Origin of the sequence: Veillonella intestinalis (assembly GCF_943192895.1) — a bacterium.
GTDB lineage: Bacteria > Bacillota > Negativicutes > Veillonellales > Veillonellaceae > Veillonella_A > Veillonella_A intestinalis.
Genome location: NZ_CALPCB010000009.1, coordinates 92,985 through 108,515 on the forward strand (window position 1 = coordinate 92,985; position 15,531 = coordinate 108,515).

General features: G+C 38.6%; 13 protein-coding genes, 1 tRNA gene and 1 other RNA gene. All 15 read left to right on the forward strand.

Annotation, left to right across the window (positions count from 1 at the left end; all coding sequences use genetic code 11):
* Positions 1–36: 36 nt before the first annotated feature.
* The 15 genes from rny to NFR27_RS08650 all read left to right on the forward strand — a co-directional run bounded on the left by rny (position 37) and on the right by NFR27_RS08650 (position 14,964).
* Positions 37–1,581, forward strand: a complete 1,545-nt coding sequence (rny, locus tag NFR27_RS08580) for a ribonuclease Y (protein ID WP_277612551.1) — start codon at positions 37–39, stop codon at positions 1,579–1,581.
* A 400-nt stretch (positions 1,582–1,981) separates the two neighbouring features.
* The gene (dnaG, locus tag NFR27_RS08585; RefSeq protein ID WP_251441200.1) at positions 1,982–3,751 is read left to right on the forward strand and encodes a DNA primase; all 1,770 of its coding nucleotides are present in this window, start codon (positions 1,982–1,984) and stop codon (positions 3,749–3,751) included.
* 27 nt (positions 3,752–3,778) lie between these two features.
* Positions 3,779–4,942, forward strand: a complete 1,164-nt coding sequence (gene rpoD, locus NFR27_RS08590) for an RNA polymerase sigma factor RpoD (protein WP_251441198.1) — start codon at positions 3,779–3,781, stop codon at positions 4,940–4,942.
* Between the two features lie 66 nt (positions 4,943–5,008).
* A tRNA-Ile gene (locus NFR27_RS08595) sits at positions 5,009–5,083 on the forward strand.
* Between the two features lie 188 nt (positions 5,084–5,271).
* Positions 5,272–6,000 (forward strand): tRNA (adenine(22)-N(1))-methyltransferase, encoded by a 729-nt coding sequence (locus NFR27_RS08600; RefSeq protein WP_251441196.1) that lies wholly within the window; start codon positions 5,272–5,274, stop codon positions 5,998–6,000.
* 56 nt (positions 6,001–6,056) lie between these two features.
* Positions 6,057–7,172, forward strand: a complete 1,116-nt coding sequence (locus tag NFR27_RS08605; RefSeq protein ID WP_371875176.1) for a Nif3-like dinuclear metal center hexameric protein — start codon at positions 6,057–6,059, stop codon at positions 7,170–7,172.
* An 88-nt stretch (positions 7,173–7,260) separates the two neighbouring features.
* Positions 7,261–7,609: RNase P RNA component class A (gene rnpB / locus NFR27_RS08610), an RNA gene on the forward strand.
* Between the two features lie 134 nt (positions 7,610–7,743).
* Entirely contained in the window at positions 7,744–8,070 is a 327-nt protein-coding gene (gene trxA, locus NFR27_RS08615) for a thioredoxin (RefSeq protein WP_251441192.1), read from the forward strand.
* A 165-nt stretch (positions 8,071–8,235) separates the two neighbouring features.
* Positions 8,236–9,387 carry a hydrogenase small subunit gene (locus NFR27_RS08620; protein ID WP_251441190.1) on the forward strand — a complete coding sequence of 384 codons (1,152 nt, stop codon included), beginning with the start codon at positions 8,236–8,238 and terminating at the stop codon, positions 9,385–9,387.
* Complete coding sequence (locus tag NFR27_RS08625) at positions 9,387–11,288, forward strand: nickel-dependent hydrogenase large subunit (RefSeq protein ID WP_251441187.1); 1,902 nt, start codon at positions 9,387–9,389, stop codon at positions 11,286–11,288. The genes NFR27_RS08620 and NFR27_RS08625 overlap by 1 nt, the downstream gene beginning before the upstream one ends.
* Positions 11,289–11,302: 14 nt before the next feature.
* On the forward strand, positions 11,303–12,016 hold the full coding sequence (gene cybH, locus NFR27_RS08630) for a Ni/Fe-hydrogenase, b-type cytochrome subunit (RefSeq protein ID WP_251441186.1): 714 nt from the start codon (positions 11,303–11,305) through the stop codon (positions 12,014–12,016).
* Positions 12,000–12,506 (forward strand): HyaD/HybD family hydrogenase maturation endopeptidase, encoded by a 507-nt coding sequence (locus NFR27_RS08635; protein WP_251441183.1) that lies wholly within the window; start codon positions 12,000–12,002, stop codon positions 12,504–12,506. The genes cybH and NFR27_RS08635 overlap by 17 nt, the downstream gene beginning before the upstream one ends.
* Entirely contained in the window at positions 12,503–12,880 is a 378-nt protein-coding gene (locus tag NFR27_RS08640; RefSeq protein WP_251441180.1) for a hydrogenase expression/formation protein, read from the forward strand. Before NFR27_RS08635 ends, NFR27_RS08640 begins: the two co-directional genes overlap by 4 nt.
* Positions 12,881–13,183: 303 nt before the next feature.
* The gene (locus tag NFR27_RS08645) at positions 13,184–13,321 is read left to right on the forward strand and encodes a hypothetical protein (RefSeq protein ID WP_251441178.1); all 138 of its coding nucleotides are present in this window, start codon (positions 13,184–13,186) and stop codon (positions 13,319–13,321) included.
* A gap of 350 nt (positions 13,322–13,671) precedes the next feature.
* Positions 13,672–14,964 carry an S-layer homology domain-containing protein gene (locus tag NFR27_RS08650; protein WP_251441176.1) on the forward strand — a complete coding sequence of 431 codons (1,293 nt, stop codon included), beginning with the start codon at positions 13,672–13,674 and terminating at the stop codon, positions 14,962–14,964.
* Positions 14,965–15,531 lie beyond the last annotated feature (567 nt).

A 15,531-nucleotide genomic window follows, 5' to 3' on the forward strand; every position in this document is an offset into this window, starting at 1 on the left:
AAGCCTAGGTGGGCTTCTCACTTTTATAATGAGGAGGTGAATCTTATTTTAGAGTATAGCATTATTGCAGTTGTAATGGTGCTCATCGGTCTTGGTGTTGGTTACATGATGCGTAAGAATATTGCTGAAGGTAAGCTGAAGCAAGCTGAGATAGAATCAGCGCGAATTATTGCCGATGCAGAACGCGAGGCTGAGTCAAAGAAAAAGGAAGCCTTAGTAGAAGCTAAGGAAGAAATTCATAAACTTCGTGGTGAAGCAGAAAAAGAAAACCGAGATCGACGCAATGAATTACAACGTTTAGAACGACGTATTCTTCAAAAAGAAGAACATCTTGATGGTAAATTAGAATCATTAGAAAAGAAAGAAGATGCGTTGCATCGAAAAGAACAAGAAGCAAAAGCTTTAAAAGAGCGTACAGAAGCATTGTACGATCAGCAGATGGCAGAATTAGAACGTATTTCTGGCATGACATTTGAGGAAGCAAAAGGAATTTTACTTTCCAATGTAGAGCAAGAGATTCGTCATGAAACGGCGGTCCTTGTTAAAGATTTAGAACAACAGGCGAAGGAAGATGCGGAAAAGAATGCCCGCGAAATTATTGCAGCCGCTATTCAGCGTTGTGCTGCAGACCATGTTGCAGAGTCTACGGTATCCGTAGTAGCTCTTCCAAATGATGAAATGAAAGGGCGAATTATCGGTCGTGAAGGCCGTAATATTCGTGCCCTAGAAACCTTAACAGGTATAGATCTAATCATTGATGATACCCCTGAAGCAGTTATCCTCTCTGGATTTGATCCAATTCGTCGTGAGGTAGCGCGTATTGCGCTTGAAAAACTAATTGTGGATGGTCGTATTCATCCAGCCCGCATTGAAGAAATGGTTGGTAAAGCTCGTAAAGAGGTTGACCAAGTTATTAAAGATGCTGGTGAGCAGGCTACCTTTGAAGCCGATGTACATGGCTTACATCCTGAAATCATTCGAATTTTAGGTCGTTTGAAATACCGTACAAGTTATGGTCAAAACGTGTTGAAACATTCTATTGAAGTGGCTCATTTAGCTGGTATGATGGCAGCTGAACTAGGTTGCGATGTAACATTAGCTAAACGAGGCGGTTTACTTCATGACTTAGGGAAAGCACTTGACCATGAAATGGAAGGGTCTCATGTACAGATTGGTGTAGATGTGGCTAAAAAATACCATGAAAGTGTATTGGTACAAAATTGTATTGGTGCTCATCATGGGGATGAAGAATTTAAATCTGTTGAAGCTGTCTTGGTGGCAGCGGCTGATGCAATTTCAGCAGCACGCCCTGGGGCACGTCGTGAAACGCTTGAAAACTACTTAAAACGTTTGACTAAATTAGAGGAAATTGCCGAGTCCTTTGATGGTGTTGAAAAATGTTTTGCTATTCAAGCTGGTCGCGAAATCCGCGTAATGGTTAAACCAGATAAAGTGGGTGAAGCAGAAGCTACTCTATTAGTACGCGATATGGTTAAACGTATTGAATCTGAATTAGAATATCCAGGTCAGATTAAAGTAGTAATCATTCGTGAAACTAGAGTCGTAGATTATGCTAAATAATAGTTGCCGTTTATATACAAGTAGCTATTGAGCATGAATTCAACAATAAACTATATATTGCAGTGTATAACTATGTGATATATAACAAATTGAATACAACGAGTAGTTTAGAGACTACAATTGAAAACTCTATGGCAAACGTCATAAGGAGATGGACAATTGTAGTCTTTTTTTATATCTTGCAATTTAATAGTAAAAAGAAGTACAATAGATTTCCGTGTGAATAACATCAGGATATAATCAAATAAAGTGCAAATTTCTTTATAATTGCGAAATTAGCATAAAAATTTTGCAGATTAAAAATAAAGATATTGAAAAAAATCTTCTTGACATAGCAGGAGAAATAATATCCTTTGTAGAAATATATAAGCAGAGAAGTTTATTTATGGGATGTGAAGAGATGAGTCGACACTTTGATGCTGAATTAATTGAACAAATAAAAGACGCAAATGATATTGTGTCAGTGATTTCTGAGCACATGACGCTGAAGAAGAAGGGTAAGAATTATTGGGGATGTTGTCCCTTTCATAATGAAAAGACCCCTTCTTTTAGTGTGAACCCAGAAAAGGGCTTTTTTTATTGCTTTGGATGTCATGAAACAGGTAATTCAATAAGTTTTTTAATGAAGTATAATGGGGTGTCTTTTCCTGAGGCCTTAGAACAATTAGCTAATCGGGCAGGTATTGCTTTGCCAGAAAAGAATTTGACTAAGGCGGAATTAGCGCGAAAAGAACATCGGGATAAATTATATGAAGTAAATGCATTGGCTGCCACATTTTTTCATAACTGTTTGACAAAAACGGAGATGGGAAAGCCAGGGCTAGCATATCTTCAAAAGCGTGGTTTATCCGAAGAAACTATTGAACGATTTCAGCTCGGCTTTGCGCCCAATAGTTGGGATAGATTATATCGAGCGTTTCATGAACGAGGCATTGATGACAGCTTATTAGTTGAATGTGGGCTATGCCGTAGAAATGAATCAGGAAAACTATATGATTATTTTCGTAATCGTGTTATGTTTCCTATTTGTGACGGCAAAGGTCGAGTTGTTGCCTTTGGTGGTCGTGTACTAGATGATAGTACACCTAAATATTTAAACTCACCAGAATATGAATTATTTAATAAGGGTCATATGCTCTTTGCTTTTGACAAAGCGTACCGAACTATTCGGGAGAAAAAACAGGTCATTTTAGTAGAAGGGTATATGGATGTTATAGGTGCTCATAATTGTGGCGTTACTAATGTAGTAGCGTCATTGGGGACGGCATATACAAAGGATCAGGGGCGATTATTGATTCGTCAAGCTGAAGAAATTGTATTAGCCTACGATATGGATAATGCTGGGCAGAAAGCAGCGCGTCGAGCTATTGAGCTATTACAAGATACGGAATTTAAAGTGCGTGTGGTGGCTATGCCCGATGGCAAAGATCCAGATGATTATGTGCGCAATCATGGGCCAGAAGCCTTTTTAGAATTGGTAGCGAAGGCAGTTTCACCATTTGAATTTTACTTGAACAGTGCTTTGATAAGTCATGATAGTAATTCGGCGAGTGGTAAAGAAGCGATTTTAGAAGAAGTATTTCCATTAATTAGCGCTACCAACAATCAGATAGAACGGGAGAACTATCTAAAGGCGTTGGCATTGCCATTATGGCTTGATAATAGTACGATTTATCGTATGTTTAGGCAGTACTTAGGAAAAGGTGATGTTACATTGCCACAGTCAACTACTGATACTACTGTATCGGTAGCGACTATAGGGGAAGAAGATAGACTGGTAGCCATAGCGATAACAGATCCGTTAGCTTGGCAACGAGTTCATGCCTACTTACCGTTAGAGGATATAACCAATCCTTTGTATCAAGCTTTATTTAAAAAAGCAGGAGAACTTCTCAGTAAGTCAGGGGCGTTACAAGATGTTGCGTTGGAGGAAATGCTTACTGATGAAGAAAGAAGTGCTTACGGTCGCCTGATGGTTATAGGTGAAACGAACTTTAATGAAGCACAATTGGATGGCTATATACGCGCAGTGCGCTTGAAGTCATTACGAGAACAGTATAAAACGCATAGTGTGTTAGCAGATCAGTTAAATCGGGCAGGAGATACTCGGTTTATTGAAGAATTAAAGGTTTGTCAAGATTTGCAGGCATTAATCAAGGAGTGGACTTGATCAACTATGAAGGAAAGGAAGAGCATTGTGGCTAAGAAGCAAACTAAATCGCGGTTAGAAGAAATCATAGAACAATTACTAGCAAAAGGACGTAAATCAGGAGCATTGACCAGTAAAGAAATTACAGATGCTCTTCATGAAGAAGTAGAGCTTACGGCAGAACAGCTAGATGATATGTATGAAGTATTACAAAAAAGTAACATTGAAGTTATCACAGATGATGTAGAAGTAGCTGATGATGACGATGATATTATTGAAGATGAAGAAGAAAATGATGAAGTACGAGAAGCTAAAGAGGTTACTTTAGATCTTAGCATTCCAGAAGGGGTTAATATTGATGACCCTGTTCGCATGTACTTAAAAGAAATTGGTCGTGTACCATTGTTGTCTGCTGATGAAGAAATTTTATTAGCGCAACAAATCGAAGCCGGTGCTAAAGAAGATGCTTCGTATAAAGAAATGCGAACTGGTGAAAAAGCAAAACAGAAATTAATTGATGCTAACTTGCGTTTGGTAGTTAGTATTGCTAAGCGTTATGTAGGGCGTGGTATGCTATTCTTGGATTTAATACAAGAAGGTAATTTGGGTCTAATTAAAGCGGTTGATAAATTTGACTATACCAAAGGGTATAAGTTTTCTACTTATGCTACATGGTGGATTCGTCAGGCGATTACCCGTGCCATTGCAGACCAGGCACGTACTATTCGTATCCCAGTACACATGGTAGAAACAATTAATAAATTGATTCGTATTTCTCGTCAATTATTACAAGATAAAGGGCGCGAGCCATTGCCAGAAGAAATCGCAGAAGGCATGGGCATTAGTGTAGAACGCGTTCGTGAAATCCAAAAAATTGCACAAGAGCCTGTATCTTTGGAAACACCAATTGGGGAAGAAGAAGATTCGCATTTAGGTGATTTCATTGAAGACCAAGACGCTATTGCTCCTGATGATGCAGCTAGTTATATTTTATTGAAAGAACAGATTGAAGACGTGTTCTCTTGCTTAACTGAACGTGAACAACAAGTATTGGTGTTGCGCTTTGGTTTAAAAGATGGCAAACCACGTACTTTGGAAGAAGTAGGTCAACATTTTAATGTTACTCGTGAACGTATCCGTCAGATTGAAGGAAAGGCGCTAACAAAGCTTCGCAATCGAGGGAAACGAGACAAAATTAAAGACTTCTTATAATCTCATTGACGACAAGAAGTTATTTTGTGTATAATAATTTGGTGGAATACTGAGGTATTTCCCTATGGGCCTATAGCTCAGGGGTAGAGCAACCGGCTCATAACCGGTCGGTCCCTGGTTCGAACCCAGGTGGGCCCACCATTTTCTAACAATAAACCGCTTATACAACAATTGTTGTGTAAGCGGTTTTTTAGGTTACTTAGTAAATATGTTACAATAGATACAGTAAAGAATGCAGTATTTAGTATGAGATATAATAATCTTTATAACCTCATAGGTATATAAAGTAGTATGGCGTATATAAAGTTCAATTATACAAAGGAGTATTTGTGACAACTAAAAAATTAACAAACCGATTAGAAGCGGTATTTACGCTAATTCCTAAAGCTAAAGCAATTGCTGATATTGGTACAGATCATGGCTATTTAGCAGTTGAATTAATACAGCGGCGCCGTGCTGAACGAGTTATTGCTGGTGATGTGCACAAGGGGCCTTTAGAGTCAGCTAAAGCCTACGTAAAAGAACAGGGGTTAACACAGGTTGTTGATTGTCGCTTAGGTGATGGTTTACAAGTGACTCAAACGGGTGAATTACAAGGAGCTGTGATTTGTGGCATGGGTGGTTTTCTTATGCGAGACATCATTGAAGTAGGCCCAGAGCTATTAGACTTCTATGTGTTGCAGCCTCAAAATGGACAAGCAGAATTGCGGCAGTTTTTAGTAAAAAAGGGTTATATTATTGCAAAAGAAATTTTAGTAGAAGATATGGGGAAATTATATCAAGCCCTATTGGCTATTAAATTGGAGCGATTACCTCAATATGTAAATCATATAGAACTAGGAATGGAGAATGTGTACGCTAATTTATCTTCTGATTCCTTACTTTGGTCAGTAGGGGCTTTATTGGCTCAGGAACGCCCCTCTTTGTGGGGAAAGTATATAGAGCGACTTATTCATTTACGGCGAACGGCTTTGCAAAGTATGTCAGTTGAGCTAGCAAATACAGAAAAATATAAGATGTTGGAGAAAGAAATTGCAGAATTGGAGGCCTTACTATGAGTGAAATATTAGACGAAGTGAATGTACAAACTACAGTAGCAGACAATCTACAAGGCATAGTTACGATACAACAAATTGGTCATATTGTAGAACAATTAGCTCCTAAGCATTTAGCTGAAAGTTGGGATAATGTAGGTCTCATGGTAGGACAACAGAAAACTGCAGTTACTAGCATTTTAACGGCGCTTGATGTTACTGATGAGGTCGTTGAGGAAGCTATCGCAAAAGGCTGTAATTTGATTGTCAGTCATCACCCGCTTATTTTTAAGGGCTTAAAGCAAGTGACCGATGAAACGGCTTTAGGACGCTTAGTATGGAAGCTAATTCGGCATAATATTGCTGTGTATAGTGCGCATACTAATCTAGATGTAGCGTCAGGTGGTTTAAATGATTTAGCGGCGGCTCAAATTGGTTTAGGCCATGTGAAGGGCTTAGAAGTGGTTCATGAGAATAGTGTCTATAAAGTAGTTTCGTTTGTACCAACAACTCATACTGAGGCAGTATTAAAAGCGATGGGGGATGCTGGTGCTGGGCATATTGGAAATTATAGCCATTGTACGTTTAGGAGTGAAGGCACTGGCACATTCTTGCCGCTAGAAGGGGCTGATCCTTACATTGGCACCGTTGGTGAAATTGCTAAAGTAACTGAAGATCGTTTGGAAACGATTGTTCCTAGCGCTAAGCTTCAGGGCGTCATTCAAGCCATGAAAGAGGCTCATCCCTATGAAGAAGTGGCATATGAAGTATACAAATTAGCTGAACCAGTTAAGGTAGAAACCATCGGGCGAATTGGTGAATTAGGTGATACTCTTAGCTTAGAAGATTTTATTGAATTAATTAAAGTTGTTTTCCCACAGGGGCGGCCACGTTTTGGCGGAGCTAAAGTACCTCAGATTACTAAAGTAGCACTTTGCACCGGTTCAGGGGCAGAGTTTATTAAAGCAGCGGCTAAGGCAGGCGCTCAGGCATATGTAACTGGTGATGTGAAATATCATGATATGCAACTGGCTAAAGAATTAGGTTTGTTAGTGGCAGATGTAGGACATTTTGGTACTGAAGTAGGAGCATCATCATTGTTAGCGGCTCATATTGATATGAAATTGCGAGAACAAGATATTACTACTGTTGCAGTTCATATTAGTGAAAAGCAAAGTGACTTTTTCTTTGCTTAATCGATAACTTTAGATGTGCTATCTGTTTATATTAATTTTGAGAAAAAGATAATTGACCTTCATCGGTGTATCTGCTAGACTTTAAGTAGCAAGTATGAAAGGTGATTGCGAGCGTAAGTTCGAGGAAAGTCCGAGCTCCGCAGGGCAGGATGCCGGATAACGTCCGGCGTGGGAGACCATAGGGAATAGTGCCACAGAAAAGTAAACCGCCGCTTTAGCGGTAAGGGTGGAACGGTGTCGGTAAGAGCGCACCAGCAATGCAGTAATGTATTGGCTCGGTAAACCCCATCCGGAGCAAGGCCGAATAGGAAAGGGATAAGGGTGGCCCGCCTACCTTTCGGGTTGTGCCGCTTGAGCCTATAGGCAACTATAGGCCTAGAAAGATAATCACCACTGCGCAAGCAGAACAGAACTCGGCTTATTGATTGCTTGCTTAAAACCGCTCCTTGGGGCGGTTTTATTTTGTCTAGTCATTATCAAATAGAAAAGACTATTTTTTGACTAAACATTGTCGCCAGAAGCATACAATTAAAACTATACAAAGAGGATAAGGTATAAGGAGGAATTAGTAATGGCAGTAACAAAAATTGAAAGTTTAGAAGCTTTGGAGACCATTTTAAAAGAATCTTCGAAAGTTGTGGTAGCTGATTTTTGGGCTACCTGGTGCAAACCTTGCGAATTGATGAATCCTGAAATTGAAAAATTAGCCGAAGATATGAAAGATGATCTTGATGTAGTAACTGTTGATGTGGAAGCTCTTAAAGAGGTAGCTTTAAAATACAATATTCAAGGCATCCCTACATTGATTTGTTTTAAAAATGGCAAAGAAAAAGATCGTATTGCCGGGTACAAACCAGCGCCAGTAGTAGAAGGCTTAATTCGTTCAATTATTAAATAGAATTGTAGCTCTTATAGTTAACTTTCAATAGTATTGTTGTATTCTATGAAAAATTCTATAGAAATTAGAATCGGAAAGTGCTATACTATCAATACTATTTGATAAAAAATTTTAAAATGTTTAAAAACGGACAGTAAAGTTATTGCAAGCAAGGGGGGTCCACCTGTGAAAGAAAAGACAAATAGTCTGTGGAAATTATTCCAGGAACGTAAACTCAGCCGCCGCACATTTATGAAAACTTGTGTGGCTTTGACCGCCATTTTAGGCCTACCACCAACATTATTGAATAAAGTTGTTGATGCAGCAGATACGAAAGAGTTGCCAACCGTAATTTGGTTGCATGGTCATGAGTGCACTGGTTGTGACGAATCCTTTATTCGTTCCACATCACCATTTGCTTCTGATGTGGTTTTGAATATGATTGCTCTAGAATATGATGATACTTTGGCAGCAGCAGCTGGGGCTCCATTTGAAGCACATTTACACAAAATATTGACAGAAAAGAAAGGTCAATATGTGTTGGCTGTCGAAGGTGGGGTGCCACTAGATGACAATGGAACCTATTGTATGGTAGGTGGTCGTCCATTCGTTGATGTACTTAAAGAATGTGCTGAGGGTGTAGCCTTTATTATTGAATATGGGTCTTGTGCTGCTTGGGGTGGTGTACAGGCTGCGAAGCCAAACCCTACAAATACTGTTTCCGTTTCCAGCGTAATTTCAGGTAAGAAAATTATTAAAGTGCCTGGATGTCCACCAATACCAGAAGTTATGACTGGTGTAATTATGCACTATGCTCTATTTGGTGAAATCCCACCGCTTGATGTGGAAGGACGTCCAAAACAGTTCTATGGTAATCGTATTCATGATACATGCTATCGTCGTCCATTCTTTGACTCTGGTCTTTTTGTGGAAAAATTTGATGACGAAGGTGCTAAAGCTGGTTGGTGTCTATATAAAATGGGTTGCCGTGGGCCAGTAACTTACAACTCTTGTGGTAATTTACGGTGGTGGAACGGTTTATCCTATCCAATTCAATCTGGTTCAGGTTGTATTGGTTGTAGTGAAAAAGGCTTCTGGGATAATGACAACTTCCATCAACGGTTGCCGCAAGTTCAAGTGGCTAATACGATTACTACAGCTGACACAATTGGTACCATTGCAGGCTTAACTGCTTTTGGTGCAGTTGTCGCACATGGTGGGGTAACCTTGGCTAAACATAAATATGATACGATTCAGTTAGAGAAAAAGTATCAAGCAGAACTTGATGCTAAGAAAGCGGCCGAAGAACAGGCAAAGAATGAAGGAGGTAGCCACTAATGAAACGTGTAGTTGTAGATCCGATTACTCGTATTGAAGGTCATTTACGAGTAGAAGTGAATGTTGATGAAGCAACAGGGAAAGTAGAAGACGCGTTATCCAGTGGTACAGCTTGGCGTGGTATCGAATTAGTTGCCAAAGACCGTGATCCTCGTGATGTATGGGCCTTTGTACAACGTATTTGTGGTGTATGTACCTCGACGCATGCTCTAGCTTCTTTGCGTGCTGTGGAAGATGCTTTGGCTATTGAAATTCCTAAAAATGCGAATTACATTCGTAATATTATGCATAGTTGTTTAGATGCCCATGACCATATTGTGCATTTTTATCACTTGCATGCCCTTGACTGGGTAAGCCCAGTGGAAGCCTTAAAAGCTGATCCTGCTAAAACAGCTGCGCTTCAAGAAACGGTGCTTAAAACATATAATTTAAGTGGTCTTGAACCTGCAGAAACACAGTCTACTACGTCTGCTTATCCTAAGGAGTTCCCAAAAGGCAATGCGACTTATTATGCAGCCATTCAAGGGAAAGTTAAAAAAATTGTTGAAAGTGGACAATTAGGTATTTTTGCTGCTCAGTGGTGGGATCATCCTGATTATCAGTTGTTGCCACCAGAAGTTCATTTAATGGGGGTAGCTCATTATTTAAATATCTTAGATAAACAGCGTGATATTGTTACGCCTCATGTTGTATTTGGGGGTAAAAACCCACATCCACATTACATCGTAGGTGGTATGCCTTGTTCTATTTCTATGGACGATATGAATGCACCAGTTAACTCAGCTAGGTTAGCCGTAGTCGATGAATCTATTGCCTTAGCTAAAGATTTAGTTAACTATTTCTACTTACCAGATGTATTAGCTATTGGCCAGATTTATGCTAAAGCAGGTATGGTTGATGGAGGCGGTTTATCCAAGAAACGTGTATTAGCTTATGGCGATTATCCAGATGAACCATATACAGGTATTAAAAATGGTGACTATTTCAAAAAATGCTTAGTACGTGCTAATGGTGTAGTTGAAGATTTTGGCCTTGGTGTAGATAAAGCTAAATTCCTTCCGCTTGAAGGGGAAGACCTTATGAATCCAGACTTCTTGTCAGAAGAAGTTGAACATTCTTGGTATGAATATCCAGATGGCAAGAAAACGATTCATCCATCAGAAGGGATTACAAAACCAAATTATACAGGTCCTAAAACAGGCACTAAAGAGCATTGGGAATACCTTGATGAAACGAAGAAATATTCTTGGATTAAATCCCCAACCTTTAAAGGTAAAGCTTGTGAAGTTGGTCCATTAGCTAAATATATTGTTGTTTATACCAAAGTAAAACAAGGTATTATTAGCAATCCTACTTGGGCAGAGCAGATGATTGTAAAACAAATTGATACGGTGTCTTCTGTACTCGGTGTACCTGCTCATGTTTGGATGTGTAGTACTGTTGGCCGTACGGCTTGTCGTTGCTTAGATGCACAAGTGGCTGCTAATATGAGTCAATATTTCTTTAACAAATTAGTGACAAATATTAAAGGCGGCGATACAGTTGTTGCCAATACAAAGAACTTTGATCCAAATACTTGGCCAAAAGAAGCTAAAGGCGTTGGTTTAGTTGATGCTCCTCGTGGTGGTTTAGGCCATTGGTGTGATATTAAAGATGGTAAAACAAGCAATTATCAATGTATCGTACCAACAACTTGGAATGCTTGTCCTAAGACAATTGCCAATGAGCATGGTGCTTACGAAGCGAATATGATTGATACTAAGGTTAAAATTGCTGATAAACCACTTGAAATTTTGAAAGGGATTCACTCCTTTGACCCTTGTTTAGCTTGTGCAACGCACTTGTATAATAAGAAGGGTGAACAAATCATCTCCGTTAATACAGATGCTATGTGCAAATAATAGGGGGGATTTAGATGTTTGAACAACCGGACAAAAAGCCGTATCGTGTATTTAGTCTGTGGTTGCGTATTTTCCATTGGACTATGGTATTGTGCGTAACTTTCCTATTTTGGACAGGCCTTTATATTGGCGATCCAGGTTTCAGTATGTTTGTAGGGCGTGAGCCAGCAGAAGCTATTAATAGTTGGTTTTCTATGGAAATGATTCGTCGTGTCCATTTTGGATTTGCCTTTGTTTTGATTTTTGCTTTTGTATTCCGTATTTATGGCGCGATTCGCTATCGTGGGGATCGTTTATTACCTAAATTCCGTAGCCGTTTATATTGGCAAGGCCTTAAGCAAACATTTTTGCATTACTTGATGTTGCCACGCCAAGAGGAACATCGTGTATTACGTAATTCCTTAGCACGTACCAGTTATTTATTGGTGTACATCATGATGTTTCTTGAAATTTGTACTGGCCTAGCTATGTATTCGCAAATTAATCCAAATGGTTGGTTAGCCATTGTTTTCAATCCTATTAATTTGATGTTCAACGAATATGATATTCATATCGTCCATCATTACATTGCTTGGTTCTTCTTATTATTCACTGTTGCGCATGTATATTTAGCGTTCCGCGAAGATGTAATGGAAGAGTCTGGTGAAGTATCCAGTATGGTTTCTGGTATGAAGTTCTACCCAGAAGACCCAGAAGATATTGAGGATTTATATGGTAAACGACAGTAATATCACCCTTTTAGGGGTGGGTAATATATTGCTCAGCGATGAAGGGCTAGGCGTTCATGTAGTGCGTGAAATGGAGCAAGAGTATACATTTACGCCTGAAATTAATATTGTTGATGGTGGTACGATGGGCATGGAGCTATTGAGTTACATGCGTGGTATGACAAAACTTCTGTTAGTCGATGCTGTCAATGGTGGTGAAGCGCCAGGGACTATCTATGAATTTCCTCATCAACAGACAGAAGCGTATTTTACCGATAATATCTCTGTTCACGAAGTAGGGATGCAAGATATTTTGCGAATTCGTGCGTTGCAGGAAAATCCTTTAGAAGATGCTACTGTAATTGGTGTAGAGCCTGAAAGTTTAGATATTGGGTTAACACCCACTGAAACAGTACAAGCAGTTTTGCCTGAGGTAAAACAACGTATTATTCGGCAACTAGAAGCTTGGGGAATTAACGTAACTGAGAGAACAGAGGTAACAAAACAATGATAGAGCATTATGGCAATGTACAGGCTATTTTAAAAGAACTTCAGTTAGCTTTGAAACATCTTCGTGAAACGGGTGAAACTCACACCATTTACATTGAAAAGACAGGGCTAACTATGGAGGAACAAGTGGAAGTGATGGAAACATTAGGTCGTGGCTCCATTACTATCAACTTTAATGAAACGGATCAACCAGTGGAGTGGTATGAAACACAATTTTCTGGTATCTGGTTAGGCACATTCCGTAATGCACGGGATGAAGCCATTGTTTATACAATAGAAGTAGGTCGTTATCCGAGTCTTTGTGGTGCTTTTGATGAAGATATTGAAACAGCAGAAGAAGAACTACAAACTTGGATTGATGCGGCTGATATGTAAAGTAGTAGCAAACTAGTAGAAAATTAGCTACAGTAATATGAGTCATTATACTTTGGCAATTGTGTAAGATTTAGTGTAAGCCATAGCGCAAGAAATTGTGCAAGGATAATATAATAGAATAATAGTAAGTTTTTAGGGCTGTAACGGACCATAGAATTATGTTCTCTGGTTTTGTTACAGCCTTTTTTATGATCATTTATAGCCTTTGTTTGGATTTTGTCGAATGGAATAGGCTTTACAATAGCAAAATAGGTTAAGATTGTTAAAAAATTGCACTACATAAGGTCTTTATCTAAGGGAGAGATGAATTGGAAACAGTTGATTTTAACACAGTCTTCATTTGTATTCATGAAACCATCACATAAAATGGCTTTTTTACATGAAAAACTCATGTTTCAAATTGAGTTTTCTGAAAACTGGAAAACTGAAAATTTAATTTGAGTTTTCTGAGTAGGGTAATAAAATAAAAAGTTAATTGGCCGTCTATCCAGTAAATACAAAGGGTTTAAGATGTTTAGAAAAACTGATAAATAATATGCTGTAGAACAGTCTCTATATGAGTTAAATGAAGTTTTGGTACTTTCATTTTGACTTTAGTTTTCATTGGTAAGATGTGTCCATAGGTTGGTTAAGACAACGAAACAACTGAGATAAAAGAACTAATAAGAATACATTGTGAGGAAACTTGGACACTCCAGTCGAAATTATTATTCTCTAATTAGTCTGTTTCAGAATCTAAACAAATCTAACATTTTAGAAAATTGTTTTCATTCCGAAAGGGGCAATTAATTATGAAAAAACGTTTTGCAGCCGTATTCGCAGCAACTGCTGTACTTGGTGTAACTACTGCATTTGCAGCTAATCCATTCTCTGATGTAACGCCTAATGATTGGGCATATCAAAGTGTAGCTCAATTGGCAGCTGCTGGTGTAATCAACGGGTATCCAGATGGTACTTTTAAAGGGCAAAACAACATTACACGTTACGAAATGGCTCAAATGGTAGCAAAAGCTATGGCAAATGAATCTCGTGCTAATGCAGAACAGCAAGCAATGATTAATCGTTTGGCTAACGAATTCTCTGATGAATTAAATAACTTAGGCGTTCGCGTTTCTAACTTAGAAAACAAAGTTGGTAATGTAAAAGTAACTGGTGATGCTCGTCTTCGTTATCAAGGGTCAGACAAAAAAGGTATGATTAGCTCCGATAATCAAGATAAAAAATCTTTATTTGATATGCGTGGTCGTGTACAATTCAATGCTAATGTAAACGATAACACATCTGCTGTTATCCGCGTAACAAGTGGTGATATGGAATTTGGCGATGCTAAGAATTCCTCTGATGTAGAATTTGACCGTGTATATGTAGCACACAAATTTGGTAAAGATACTACAGCTGTAGCTGGTCGCTTCGGCGCAGTAGTTGGTAATGGTTTAGTATACGATGATACTTTCGATGGTGCTGGCATTACGTATGATAACGGTAACTTCTCTGCGACAGCTGCTTATGGTTCCTTCATGGAAGGCGGTCTATTTGACAATGCTGAAAATGGCCGTGAATATGCAACTGGTTATGATTTTGCAAATGAAAGCAGTGACACAAATCCAACTGTTACATTATTACAAGCAAAAGCAAAACTTGGTGAACATGCAACTTTAGGTGGTTTCTATACCTTCGGTAATAAAAACCTAGATAATGATATTTATGGTGGTTCCTTAGACCTTAACTTTGACAAAGTTTGGGTTGGTGGTGAATATGCTACCTTCTCTGATGAAAAAGGTGCTGTAGCAAGTAATGATAAAGATGCATGGGTAGCTGGTATTGGTTATGGTGATTACGATATTGAAAAACAAGGTACTTGGGGCGTTAAAGTTCAATACTTTGATGAAGGTAAATACTCTCCAGTAGTAAGCTCCACTTGGAATCAGCCATATAACAGCGATTATAAAGCATGGATGGCAAGTGTAGATTATGCATTAGCTGATAATGTAGGTCTTTCCGGTTACTGGGCATTTAATGCAGAAGATCAACAGGGTAATGACTTAGGTGATTACTACCGTGCAGAATTAAAGTATAAATTCTAATCGATTTGTTGATAGTTTATACAAATTGCCAATAGATAGGTGAGAAATAGAAAGAATTATTTGTTAAAGTTTCAGAATATAATATTGGAAATTTGACCGATTTTTCTTCCTAGTTAATAAAATAATTTAAAATAATTATTTGAGAATATGATGTGAATCATTATTCAAAAAAGACAGTCAATTCAAGGGTTGACTGTCTTTTTGTTGTTTTGAGAATGAAACTGTAATGCTCATGGGAGTTTTAAAAAACTTTACAAAGTGATTTTTGTATGATACTATAGCTGTAGATTCAGTGAAGAAACGAAACTTATTGACTGAGAAATGTAAATCACTTGTGAGGAAACTTGGACACTCCATTTAAGATTACTGAGTATCGGAAGATAACGAGTAGGGACTAAACAGAATCATTGTATATTATTTTTCTGTTTTTTACCGAAAGGGGTAATTACAAATGAAAAAACGTTTTGCAGCCGTATTTGCAGCAACAGCGGTACTTGGCGTAACAACTGCATTCGCAGCTAACCCATTCTCCGATGTAACTCCTAACGATTGGGCATACCAGAGCGT